The organism is Erythrobacter sp. THAF29, from assembly GCF_009363635.1.
Lineage (GTDB): Bacteria > Pseudomonadota > Alphaproteobacteria > Sphingomonadales > Sphingomonadaceae > Erythrobacter.
Map to the genome: position 1 here is coordinate 2166823 of NZ_CP045392.1, position 12583 is coordinate 2179405.

11 protein-coding genes are annotated in these 12583 nt (G+C 60.2%); 1 reads left to right on the plus strand and 10 read right to left on the minus strand.

The genetic code is table 11. From position 1 onward, the window contains the following. Positions 1-112 precede the first annotated feature (112 nt). Positions 113-412: an Hpt domain-containing protein gene (locus FIU90_RS10470; protein WP_152434701.1), complete on the minus strand. Its 300-nt coding sequence runs from the start codon at positions 410-412 to the stop codon at positions 113-115. Between the two features lie 69 nt (positions 413-481). Between FIU90_RS10470 and FIU90_RS10475 the strand changes: the two genes are divergently transcribed. After that, entirely contained in the window at positions 482-3040 is a 2559-nt protein-coding gene (locus tag FIU90_RS10475; RefSeq protein WP_152434702.1) for an ATPase, read from the plus strand. A 12-nt stretch (positions 3041-3052) separates the two neighbouring features. Here the strand turns inward: FIU90_RS10475 and FIU90_RS10480 are convergent, their stop codons facing one another. Genes FIU90_RS10480 through FIU90_RS10520 form a run of 9 tightly spaced genes read right to left on the minus strand, consistent with a single transcriptional unit; the run spans position 3053 to position 12544 of the window. Then, the gene (locus tag FIU90_RS10480; protein WP_152434703.1) at positions 3053-3343 is read right to left on the minus strand and encodes a DUF1467 family protein; all 291 of its coding nucleotides are present in this window, start codon (positions 3341-3343) and stop codon (positions 3053-3055) included. Next, entirely contained in the window at positions 3343-5010 is a 1668-nt protein-coding gene (locus FIU90_RS10485) for a ribonuclease J (RefSeq protein ID WP_172970246.1), read from the minus strand. Before FIU90_RS10485 ends, FIU90_RS10480 begins: the two co-directional genes overlap by 1 nt. 21 nt (positions 5011-5031) lie before the next feature. Then, positions 5032-5823 (minus strand): type III pantothenate kinase, encoded by a 792-nt coding sequence (locus FIU90_RS10490; protein ID WP_152434704.1) that lies wholly within the window; start codon positions 5821-5823, stop codon positions 5032-5034. A gap of 5 nt (positions 5824-5828) precedes the next feature. Then, positions 5829-6551 carry a biotin--[acetyl-CoA-carboxylase] ligase gene (locus tag FIU90_RS10495; RefSeq protein WP_172970247.1) on the minus strand — a complete coding sequence of 241 codons (723 nt, stop codon included), beginning with the start codon at positions 6549-6551 and terminating at the stop codon, positions 5829-5831. 20 nt (positions 6552-6571) lie between these two features. Next, entirely contained in the window at positions 6572-8050 is a 1479-nt protein-coding gene (gene nuoN, locus FIU90_RS10500) for an NADH-quinone oxidoreductase subunit NuoN (RefSeq protein ID WP_152434706.1), read from the minus strand. Then, positions 8050-9597 carry an NADH-quinone oxidoreductase subunit M gene (locus FIU90_RS10505; RefSeq protein ID WP_152434707.1) on the minus strand — a complete coding sequence of 516 codons (1548 nt, stop codon included), beginning with the start codon at positions 9595-9597 and terminating at the stop codon, positions 8050-8052. The genes nuoN and FIU90_RS10505 overlap by 1 nt, the downstream gene beginning before the upstream one ends. Next, a complete protein-coding gene (nuoL, locus tag FIU90_RS10510) occupies positions 9597-11603 on the minus strand; it encodes an NADH-quinone oxidoreductase subunit L (RefSeq protein WP_152434708.1) in 2007 nt (668 codons plus the stop codon). The genes FIU90_RS10505 and nuoL overlap by 1 nt, the downstream gene beginning before the upstream one ends. A 6-nt stretch (positions 11604-11609) precedes the next feature. Beyond that, the gene (gene nuoK / locus FIU90_RS10515) at positions 11610-11924 is read right to left on the minus strand and encodes an NADH-quinone oxidoreductase subunit NuoK (protein WP_152434709.1); all 315 of its coding nucleotides are present in this window, start codon (positions 11922-11924) and stop codon (positions 11610-11612) included. Further along, positions 11921-12544, minus strand: coding sequence for an NADH-quinone oxidoreductase subunit J (locus FIU90_RS10520; protein ID WP_152434710.1), 624 nt, complete (start codon positions 12542-12544; stop codon positions 11921-11923). The genes nuoK and FIU90_RS10520 overlap by 4 nt, the downstream gene beginning before the upstream one ends. Positions 12545-12583 lie beyond the last annotated feature (39 nt).

Sequence of the window (12583 nt, forward strand, 5' to 3'; positions counted from 1 at the left end):
AAAACCCTCGTGAAGACCTTCTCCCAGCTACGCGCGTTTCCATGAGCGCTTCAAGCGCCGCAAACGGGATTTGCAGGGTTTTAGGACGGGCAACGCGCAAAACGCGCGAAATTTACGCCGAAAAGCGGCTCAGAACCGTTTCGATATCGCGAATGGCCGTGGGCTCGCCCGGAGCGGACAAAAGAGCATTCTCTGCGGCTACCAGCAGTTCCTCTGCATGGAAACTGGCGGCAAGGCCCTTGAGCCGCATGGCCGCGACATTCCAGTTACCGTCGCAGCGCGAACGCTTGAGCAGGTCGAGCTGCCTTCTGGCGCTTTCGACGAAGGCTCCGCGCAGCTCGTGCATCAGCGCAGGGTCGTCTCCTGCCGCCGCCGCCAAGGTCGCATCAAGGGCTCCGTTTTCATATGCCATGTGGTTTGCGTATCACAGGCAAGGTTAAAGCAGGGTTTATCCTATTTCCCGCTGTGGTATTCTCCTGTCATGGCAGAGAAAAATCATATCGTTCGTGCGATCAATTCGAAGGCGGGCGAAACCGCCGAAGACGCAGGCGCACAGGCAGATGACAGCGCGCTCACCCTGACCGAAGAGGTCGTGGAGCCGGATCAGTCCGATTGGGAAGCGGAAGACTATTTCGACGAGCCCGAGCGCCAACGTGGCTGGCTGGCGCCAGCCATGGCGATCGCTGCGGTGGTTGGCTGGACTGCCTTCTATTTCTGGGCAATCCAGGGGGAAATGGTTTCAGCAGAGAGCTCGTTCTCCGCTCAATTGACCCGCTGGATAGTCGACTGGTCGGTCCCGGTTTTGCTGATCGGGGTTGGCTGGCTGATCGCAATGCGCAATTCCCGCGCCGAAGCACGCCGCTTTGCCGATACCGCGTCCATGCTGAGCGCAGAGAGTGCACAGCTCGAACACCGGCTCAACGTCGTCAATCGCGAGCTCAGTCTCGCTCGCGAATTCCTCGCCGCACAATCTCTCGAGCTGGAATCGCTCGGCCGCGTCGCCAGCGAAAAGATTTCGACCCATGCGTCCGAGTTACAATCGCTGATCCGCGACAATGGCGCACAAGTCGATCGTATCGGCAGCGCCAGTGAAACGGCGCTCAGCAACATGACCCAGTTGCGCGACGATTTGCCTGTTGTCGCCAATTCCGCGCGCGATGTGTCGAACCAGGTAGCCAATGCAGGGCGCACGGCGCACGAACAGCTCGAAAAACTCGTATCGGGATTCGAGCGCCTGAACGAGTTCGGCACCGCGAGCGAGAACCAGGTGGAGGCGCTTGGCAGGAATGTTGGCGATATTCTCGCTGGATTCGAAGCGCAGCTGAGCCAGATTGAGCACCTCGTGACCGGGCGTTTCGTCGAACTCCAGGAAAGGGCAGGCGGCTATCGCAGCGAAATCACGAGTGCAGAGGAAGCCAGTCTGTCCGCCATGAACGACCGCATCACAATGTTGCAAGCAGAGACCAAGGCGGTTTCGGCCAAGCTTCGCGATGCCGAGATCGAGGCGATGGAACAGCTCAAGACGACCAAGGAGAGGTTTGCCGAAGATATCGCAAACACTGTCGCATCGCTTGACCAGCTCGACAAACAGGCCCTTGCCGCGGCAAGCAAGCGTATCGAGGCTCTCAACCTCGAAGCGAGCCGGTTCGACCAGCGACTGGGGCTGCGCGATGCCCGTTTCCTCGAGGAAATGGAGCGCCGTCAGGACGAGTTTGAAACGCGTGAGGCTCAGGCCAGCGAAATCTTCGCGCAGCGGCTCGCCGACCTTGACGAGGCCATTGCTGAGCGCCGCGAGGCGCAGAATGCCGAAACTGAAAAGCTCGTAGCGCACGGCAAGGAAATGACCGCACAGCTCGATGAGCTTGGCGCCTTGATCGAGCGTATCGGCGAACAGGGCGATGCGGCACGCGCCAACCTCACCGAAGGGCTTGGCGCGCTCGACGAACAACTCGCCGAGAAGCGCGCCGCGCTGGCGGAAACAGAACAACAGCTCGGCAGCCTTACGGAGGCGGGCATTCGCCTGCTCGAAATCATCCAGTCCGGTCGTCAACACAGCCGCGAAGACCTTTCCGAAGCCATTCGCACCGCCGGCAAGGAACTGGAGACGGTCGAGCAGCGCGCCGAGGCTCTCAGTGGCATCATGCTGAACGCAAGCCAGCGCGGGACCGATCTGAGCGAATACCTGGTCAAGACGCAGGAGACGATCAGCGAAACGGACGCATCAATCGAGGAGCTCAAATCCAAGCTTGCCGAGCATTCGGACGAAACACTCGCCAAGCTTCAGGGCCTGCGCAGCGGTTTTGCCAAGCTGGCCGAGGAAGGTCACAGCCATGCCGATGAGGCCCGGCAAGCCCTTACCCAAGCGCTCGAAGCCCTCGAAGCGTCTACCAAAACCGCATTCGAAACTCTTGACCAGGGTGCTCGCGAGAAGGTCAATGCGCTTGCACATGAACTCAGCAAGGATGCCGTCGAAGCTCTCGAACGTGCGCTCAAGGAAAAGAGCGCGGAATCTGTCGAGAAACTGGAGCAGGCAGCAACCCACGCCTCGGGTGTCGGTCGAGAGGCAACCATCCATCTGCGTGACCAGCTCGCAAAGGTGAACGAGCTCGCAGGCAATCTTGAGCAGCGTGTCGCGCGCGCACGCGAATTGGCCGAAGAGCAAGTCAACAATGACTTCTCGCGCCGCATGTCGCTTATTACAGATAGCCTTAATTCAAACGCCATCGACATAGCCGGAGCACTATCGCAAGACGTCTCCGACACCGCTTGGGATGCCTATCTCAAGGGTGACCGCGGGATTTTCACCCGGCGGGCAGTCAGGTTGATCGACAGCGGCGATGCGCGTGAGATCTCGGATCTCTACCAGCGGGACGATGCCTTCCGGGCAAATGTGAGCCGTTACATCCACGATTTCGAAAAGATGCTGCGTTCGATGCTTTCGACGCGGGACGGCAACGCGCTAGGCGTGACCGTGCTCGGGTCTGACATGGGTAAGCTCTACGTCATTCTGGCGCAGGCCATCGAACGTTTTCGCAACTAGAATTGGCGTCGACTAGTCCTTTGAGCCCAACTTGCTCGGCGGTTCGGGCAGGAAATCGAGGGCCTCGATCCCGATCCAGCCATATTCGAAATTGAGCACGTAAAGGCTGGTCAAGATTGCCGATATTACGGTCGCTCGGATAACGATCTTACGCGGGCGGAAATTAACCGGCGCGCTTTCGGCCTGCCCGGGAATGGTTTCTTCACCTGCCTCTTCGGCTGTTTTTACCCCGAAAGGCAGCATCAGAAACGCCGTTATGACCCAAAACAGGAAATAGATCGCGAGTATCGAGGTCCAGGCCATCAGCGCTGTTCCTCGCGCACCAGGCCCGGCATCAGCACGCGAACCTGGGGGCTTTTACCCGACCAGCGGCGTGCCGCACGACGGGCCGCGAGACGGGCAGCTTCGTGAACGGCAGCAGGGTCTTTCGCGTCTCTGCCTCTTAACTTCCCGATGGCCTTGAGGATATCTTCCTCCGTCTCTCGGAGAAAATCCGGCATATCTTCATCGAGCGGCAAACCGATTGCTTCGATCAACGGGCGCTCTCCGCGCGCTAGCACGACCAACATTACGCCTTCATGCGCGATCCTGCGACGCATTGTCACGGCCTCGCCATCGGCTGGAGCGATGATATCGCCATCGAGGACGAGCCGCCCTGCCCTGACCTGTGCCAGCACACCCGGTGCACCGGGAGCAAGGCGCACGATATCACCGTTGGACTGGACGATGTTGTGTTCGATACCCGCCGCGCGTCCCACTCGCGCCTGCTCGAGCATGTGGCGCATTTCGCCATGGACGGGTACGAGCACTTCCGGGCGCAGCCAGTCGTAGAGCGCCTCGAGCTCCGGGCGTCCCGGATGGCCCGAGACGTGGATCATACTCTGTCTGTCGGTGATCATGGTGATACCACGCGCGGCGAGCTGGTTCTGTACCTTTCCGATCGCGATTTCATTTCCCGGGATCTGGCGCGACGAAAACAGGACAACGTCGCCGCGCGTCAGTTCGATCGGATGGTTTTCTTCGGCAATCCGGGAGAGCGCTGCGCGCGGTTCGCCTTGGCCGCCGGTCGCAAGGATCAGAACCTCGCCCCGAGGGAGACGCATAGCGGTGTCGAAGTCGATCGGATCGGGAAAATTCTCAAGGTAGCCATTGTCTTGTGCAACCTCGATAATACGATCGAGTGAGCGTCCGGCGACGCAGATCTGTCGCCCAGTTTCGCGCGCGACCTCTCCCAGCGTCTGGAGGCGGGCGACATTGCTGGCAAACGTCGTCACCAGCACGCGTTTGCCCTCGTGCCGCGCAACCTCTTCCATCAGGCCCTGATGCACCGCCCCTTCCGAACCGGAGGGGTTGGGGTTGAAGACATTGGTGCTGTCGCAAACCAGTGCAAGCACGCCCTCGTCGCCCAGCGCACGCAGCTCTTCTTCGGTGGTCGGCTCGCCAATGATCGGTTCCTCGTCGAGCTTCCAATCACCGGTATGAAAAACGCGGCCATAGGGCGTGTCGATCAGCAGAGCGTTCCCTTCCGCGATCGAGTGGGCAAGTGGAATGTAAGTGACGGTAAACGGGCCTATTTCGATGTGGCCGTGGTCTTCCTCGATGATGTTGATCTCGACCTCGCCGAGCAGTCCTGCCTCTTCGAGCTTGCGAGCGACAAGGTCGGCAGTGAACGGGGTCGCATAGAGAGGAACGCCCAGCTCGCCCGCGAAGTAGGGAACCGCGCCGATATGGTCTTCGTGCGCGTGGGTCAGGACGATTCCGAGCAGATCCTTCGTACGCTCCTCGATAAACTCGAGATCGGCGAACACGAGGTCAACGCCCGGATACTCGGTCCCTGAAAAGGTCATGCCGAGATCGACCATCAGCCATTTGCCGTCGCAGCCATAGAGGTTGACGTTCATGCCGATCTCGCCCGATCCGCCGAGCGCAAGGAAGAGCAGTTCTTTTTCCGGAGTGAAGTTCTTTTTCACGTATTCTCTTGTTTTTTCGTTTTATTCTGCCGCTTGCTTCGCGACGATTGCGAGCCCCTGTATAGTGAGATCAGCATCGACATGATCGAAGATGTCGGTTGCCTCGTCGAACAGGATGGCAAGGCCTCCGGTCGCGACAACCTTTGCCGGCCTGCCGATCTCCGTTTTCATCCGTTCGACGATACCTTCCATCATTGCGACATAGCCCCAGAAGACGCCGATCAGCATCTGGTCTTCGGTGTTGCGCCCGATGACGCTTTTGCTTTCTGGCGCGCGGATCGCGATGCGGGGCAGCTTTGCGGTCTTGCCTACCAATGCATCGAGCGAGAGATTGATCCCCGGCGCAATCGACCCGCCCTTGTAGGCACCAGTGAAATCGATCGCTTCGAACTTCGTTGCAGTGCCGAAATCGATCACGATGAGGTCGCCGCCATATTTGTGATGCGCGGCAACGATATTGAGCGCGCGGTCTGCGCCCAGGGAACTGGGTTGGTCGACATCGATATCGAATTTCCAAGCTGCCCTGCCCTGCCCCGCAAAGAGTGGCGTGATGCCGAAATATTTCTGCGCGAGCACGGTGAGGTTGTGGTCGGCGCGCGGGACGACCGAAGCGAAGACGATATTCTTGATCTGGTCGCGTTCGACGCCTTCGATGGTGAGCAGCTGGAGAAGCCACACCGCGTATTCATCACCCGTGCGGCGTGGGTCGGTTGCGATGCGCCAACGTGCACGGAGCTCGTAGCCGCCCTGCCCGTCCGGATCGAACAGCGCAAATACGACATTGGTGTTTCCGACATCGGCGGCCAGCAGCATCGAACCTACTCCTCGTCGTGCCATCTGAGGGTTACGTCGCCCGCATGCACGATTGTTTCGTGCGCGCCAAGCGGCTCCACGCGCAAGGCTCCGTCCTGATCGATGCCTCGATACCTGGCAAGGGTGACCTCGCCCTCCGAATTTGTGATACGGATGCGATCGTTGAAGCGATGGCTCCGGACCGTCCATTCGAGCAGAGTGTGCGAGAGCGGTTCGTCTCGCCAGTCGCGCAGCCGCGTGGCGAGGTTGGCGGCAAGGCGAGGCAGCACGCTTTCTGGCCCATTAGCGAACTTGCCGTTTTCCCACGAGACCGCGGTGGTTCTCCGGTCAGGCAAATCCGGCGCCTCATCAAGGTTGATACCGACCCCAACCACGACCGCATCTCCCTGCCTTTCCAGCAGAATACCCGCGATCTTGCCGTCATTCACCAGAAGGTCGTTGGGCCATTTGAGCAGCATCGGCGTGTCGTCGAACAGGAGCCTCTTGACGGTATCGAATACCGCGAGCCCGGTGACCAGGGAGAGCGTGGAAGGGGACGGATCGCCGGGCCGCAGGTTGACGACCGTGCTGCACATAAGATTGCCCGACTGGCTTTCCCACTTTCGCCCGAGCCGCCCTCGGCCGCTGGTCTGACGTTCGGCGCGAAGCCAATAGCCCTCGGAGAAGCGCTCGCCCTCTGCGAGTCGTTCGAGAAGATCGGCGTTGGTAGAGCCGGTTTCCTCTACCAACTCAATTGTCGGCTCGTCCGTCAAACCGCGATGAACAGCGCCGCAGCGGCCTTGTCGGCAAGGTCCGTGATCGACGGCGTCAGCAGGTATCCGAGCGGCGAGATTATCGCTGCGGTCAGGAACAGCAGGACCCAGTGCGCCATGCCGCTCTTGCCTTTCACCACGTCGGCAGGCTCATCGAAGAACATCACCTTTACGAACTTGATGTAATAGAAGGCGCCGATGACGCTCGCCGCAATAGCAATGGCGCCAAATGCGATAAGGCCCGCCTCGACCGTGGCCTGGAACACGACGAACTTGCTGTAGAAACCCAGAAGTGGCGGGATTCCGGCAAGGCTGAACATGACCAGAAGCAGGCACCAGGCGATTGCAGGCTTGGTCACGGATAGCCCGCGAATGTCGGCAAAAGTCTCGAAGAGATTGCCATCTTCGCCGCGCAGCATCAGAAGCGCGACAAACGCACCGAGACTCATCGCGACATAGATAAACAGGTAGACCAGCATCGCGCTTGCACCGGCAGCGTTAGCCACCGCAAGGCCAAGCAGGATGAAACCGACATTGTTGATCGAGGAATAAGCGAGCAGGCGCTTGAGATTTTCCTGACCAATCGCACCAAGCGCGCCGAATACGATCGAGGCAAGCGCTGCGAACATCACGATCTGCTGCCACGCGAGCGTCTGTGCGCCGAACACCTCGATCACCACGCGCGCGGTGAGTGCGACTGCGGCGACCTTGGGCGCGGTCGCGAAAAAGGCGGTGACCGGAGTCGGCGCGCCCTCGTAAACATCGGGCGTCCACATATGGAACGGCACAGCAGCGATCTTGAAGGCAAGCCCGGCCATCACGAAAATCAGGCCGAAGAGCGCACCAGTGCCGACCTCGCCGGTCAACCCGGCGCGGACGGTCTCGAAATCGGTCCCGCCGGTAAAGCCGTAGAGCAAGCTCATGCCGTAAAGCAGGATGCCCGAGGCAAGTGCACCGAGCACGAAATATTTGAGACCGGCTTCTGCCGCGCGCGTGTCTCGGCGCAGGATCGCGGCGAGCACATAGGACGAGAGGCTGTTCAGCTCGAGACCAAGATAAAGCGACATGAAGTCATTGGCCGAAACCATGATGCTCATGCCGAGCACGGCGAACAGCACCAGCACCGGATATTCAGCCCGAAGCCCGCGCTCGCTTCCGGCAGCCGCGCTGTTGAAAAAGGCGGGTGCGATCATCAGGCAGGCAATCGCTGCCAGGTAAATCAAAGCCTTGGCAAAAAGGGCAAAGCTGTCAACGCGAAGCAGACCGCCGAACGCCAATACCTCGGGTCCATCGGTGCCAAAGTGCAGGCCGGGCACGAGCATAACGCCCGCCCCGAACAGCACCGCAGCCGCGATGATCGAAACGAACCGCGCGGATTTATCGCCGACAAAGGCGGCCACCATGAGCAAGGCCAGCCCTGCCACGGTGATAAGAAGCTCAGGCGCGATCAGCGCAAAGGAAGCTGCGAAATCCATCAGTGCGCCTCCCCATCGTGGACTTCGTGTTCGAGGGCGTTGGCCGCCTTCTCACGGGGAGGCCCGGCAACCAGTCGGCTGTCCGACGGTGGGGCCGCAGCGGCGATCCGCGCATTCAGTGTCGCGATATCGGCACGCATCGGGGCAAGGAAACTTTCTGGATAGACACCCATCCATAGCACCACGGCGGCAATTGCCCCCATCATGGTCCATTCACGCGCATTCATATCGGGCATCGCGGCAGCATCCGGGTTCTTCTGGTCGCCGAATGCGACACGGCGGTAGAGGTAGAGCATGTAGGCAGCGCCAAGGATGATGCCGGTGGTGCAGATCAACGCCACCCAGGTCGAAACCTGATAGACCCCTGCGAGAGCCAGGAATTCACCGACAAAGTTGCTTGTTCCCGGCAGGCCGATGCTGGCCATGGTGAACAGCAGAAAAAAGGTCGCATACCAGGGCATATTGATGGCCAGCCCGCCGTAGCGGTCGATCTCGCGGGTGTGGAGCCGGTCGTAGATCACACCGACGCACAGGAAAAGCGCGCCCGATACGAGGCCATGGCCAAGCATGATCATCATCGCCCCTTCAAGGCCCTGCACGTTGAAGGCGAACAGTCCAGCTGTCACCAATGCCATGTGCGCGACCGACGAATAAGCAATCAGCTTCTTCATGTCGTGCTGCACCAGTGCGACAAGAGACGTGTAGACCACGGCGACCATGCTGAGCGCGAATATCAGCCAGGCAAGCTCGCCCGAAGCATCGGGGAACATGGGCAGGCTGAAACGGATGAAACCGTATCCACCTAGTTTAAGCAACACGCCTGCGAGGATCACCGATCCGGCGGTCGGTGCCTGCACGTGCGCATCGGGAAGCCAGGTGTGCACCGGCCACATCGGCATCTTCACCGCGAAACTCGCGAAGAAGGCGAGGAACAGCCAGAATTGCGCACCGACAGGGAAATCGTACTGCATCAGCGTCGGGATGTCGGTGGTACCAGCCTCGGCCACCATCCAGAACATCGCGATCAGCATCAGAACCGATCCCAGCAGCGTGTAGAGGAAGAATTTATACGAAGCGTAGATGCGGTTGTCTCCACCCCATACGCCGATGATGAGATACATCGGGATCAGGCCTGCCTCGAAGAAGATGTAGAACAGGAACAGGTCTTGCGCGGCGAAGACGCCGATCATCAGCACTTCCATAAACAGGAATGCCGCCATGTATTCGCCGACGCGCCTTGTGATCGATGTCCAGCTTGCAAGGATGCAGATCGGCATCAGGAACACGCTGAGCATGATCAGCATCAGCGCAATCCCGTCGATCCCGAGCGCGTACGAGAAGCCGGCAAACAGCTCCGCACGCTCGGTAAATTGCCACTGCGGACCGCCGATCTCGTAGTTTGCCCATAGCAGCACGCCGAGCGCGAATGTCGCAAGCGTTGTCGCCAGCGCGATGCCTCTAGAAGCCGCAGCGCCTGCGAACAGGCACAGGAAACCGCCCACGAGCGGTACCACCATCATCGTGGTGAGGATCGGAAATCCGTCCATTACAGGAGAACCCATGTGATTGCCGCGATCAGGCCAAGCAGCATGATCAGCGCGTAAGTGTAGAGATAGCCGGACTGGATGGACCGCGCCGCGATCGAACCGCGCTCGACCACCCAGGCAATGCCATTGGGGCCGAAGCGATCGATCGTGCCGATATCGCCGAGTTTCCAGAACTGACGACCGAGCCAGAAGGCAGGCTTCACGAAGATGCGGTCATACAGCTCATCGAAATACCACTTGTTGTAGACGAAGCGGTGCAACCACGGGAAGGTCGCGACGAACCGAGCCGGAATATCGGGCCTGGCGATGTAGGCGACATAGGCACCAGCAAATCCGGCGAGCATCACGATCGTTGCGGTGAGCTTCACCCACAGCGGCACCGCGTGGAGCGCGTGGACGAGGTTCTCGTTGAAATAGATCGACCCGCCCCAGAACGCTCCGTTTACGGCATCGGCTGCGCCGTCGATGAACGGATACTTGTAGATGTAGCCTGCGAAGACCGCGCCTACGGTAAGCACCAAGAGCGGCACGAGCATCGACCACGGACTTTCGTGCGGGTGGTATCCGCCGGTCGTGTCCTCGCCAGCCTCTTCCGGTGTCTTGTGAACCGAGTGCTGGATGTGCTCGCTCTCGATCCAGCGCGCCTTGCCCCAGAAGGTGAGGAACATCAGGCGCCAGCTGTAAAAGCTGGTGAGCAGCGCCGCAGCAGCGCCCGCCCAGAATGCGAATTGCGAAATGCCGGTCCCGCGCGCCCAAGCCGCCTCGAGGATTGCGTCCTTCGAATAGAAGCCCGCGAAACCGAACACGCCGAGCACGCCGACGCCGGTGATTGCCAGAGTTCCCGCCATCATCGCCCAAAAGGTGATAGGGATGCGCTTACGAAGGTCGCCGTAGTAACGCATGTCCTGCTCGTGGTGCATCGCGTGGATGACCGAACCAGCACCGAGGAACAGCAGCGCCTTAAAGAAGGCGTGGGTGAACAGGTGGAACATCGCGACGCCGTAGGCTCCGACGCCTGCGGCAAAGAACATGTAGCCGAGCTGCGAGCAGGTCGAATAGGCGATGACGCGCTTGATGTCCCACTGGGTCGTGCCGATCGTCGCGGCGAAGAAGCAGGTTGCAGCGCCGATCACGGTAACGATCGCAAGCGCGGTCGGCGCCGTCTCGAACATCGGCGACAGGCGGCAGACCATGAACACGCCCGCGGTCACCATGGTCGCGGCGTGGATCAGCGCGGAGACCGGCGTCGGGCCTTCCATCGCGTCGGGGAGCCAGGTGTGCAGGAACAATTGCGCCGACTTACCCATAGCGCCGATGAACAAGAGGATGCACAGAATATCCATTGTCGGCACGCGCATACCTAGGAACCCGATGGTCGAACCGGACATGCCGGGCGCGGCTTCAAGGATCTCGGGGATCGAGGTCGTCTGGAACACCAGGAACGTGCCGAAAATGCCGAGCATGAAGCCGAGATCGCCCACACGGTTGACCACAAAGGCCTTGATCGCAGCGGCGCCCGCGCTTGGTTTCTTGAACCAGAAGCCGATCAGCAGGTACGAAGCGAGGCCCACCCCTTCCCATCCGAAGAACATCTGGACGAGATTGTCGGCGGTCACGAGCATCAGCATCGCGAAGGTGAAGAGCGAGAGATACGCGAAGAAGCGCGGCTGGTCCGGGTCCTCCTCCATATACCCCCACGAATAGAGGTGTACGAGCGCGGACACGGTGGTGATGACGACCAGCATGACGGCGGTCAGCGCATCGACACGCAGCGCCCAATCGAAGGTCATCGCGCCGGACTGGACCCACTGCATCACCGGTACGACCTCTTCGCTCGCCGTGCCGTTCAGGAAGCCGAGGAAAATCGGCCAGGAAAGGAGCGCCGAAACGAACAGCGCGCCCGTCGTGATCGATTTGGCGAAGACGCTCGGTGCCTTCTTGTTGACGAGGCAAGCCACGATGGACGCGAGCAGGGGCAGGAAGACGATGATGAGGATCGTGTTCACTTGGGCTTACCCCTTCATCCGGTTTACATCGTCAACCGCGATAGTGCCGCGGCCACGGAAATAGATGACCAGGATCGCAAGGCCGATCGCGGCCTCTGCAGCGGCGACAGTCAGCACCAGCATCGCGAACACCTGCCCCACGAGATCACCAAGCGCAGCACTGAAGGCGACGAGATTGATATTCACCGCGAGCAAGATCAGTTCGACCGCCATCAGGATGACGATCACGTTCTTGCGGTTGAGGAAAATCCCGAGCACGCCGAGCACGAACAGGATCGCACCGACGACGAGATAGTGTTCTACGCCAATAAGCTCGTTCACAGTTCGACCCCCTGCCCGACTTCCGGGTTCTTCATGACGGTAGCCTCTTCCGGACGGCGACGGATTTGCTTGCCGACATCCTGGCGCGCGCGGATACCCGGCGGCGGTGCCTGGAAGGTCAGCACGATCGCCCCGATCATCGCGACCAACAGGATGATGCCGGCGATCTCGAACAGCAGGATATAGCGGCCATAAAGCAGCGACCCGATCGCCTCGATATTGCTCTGGCCCAACCCCTGTGCGGCCGAGCCATCGGGGGTTCCGAGCGCGAGGCCCCCTGCATTGTAGGCACCGATGCCAAGGATCAGCTCTGCCAGCAGGATCGCGGCAATCGCTATTCCCAGCGGAAAATTCTTGATGAAGCCGGCCCGCATCGCAGCAAAATCGATGTCGAGCATCATCACCACGAACAGGAACAGCACCGCGACCGCGCCCACGTAAACGATCACAAGCAGCATCGCGATGAATTCCGCGCCCACCAGCACCATCAGGCCCGCCGCGTTGAAGAAGGCGAGGATCAGCCACAGGACGGAGTGCACCGGGTTGCGCGCCATAATGACCATGACGGCGCTTGCGATGACCAGCCCTGCGAACAGGTAAAAGGCTATTGCTTGGATCATGACCCCTGTCTTTCCGGCCCCGATGTGCTTGGCGATGCG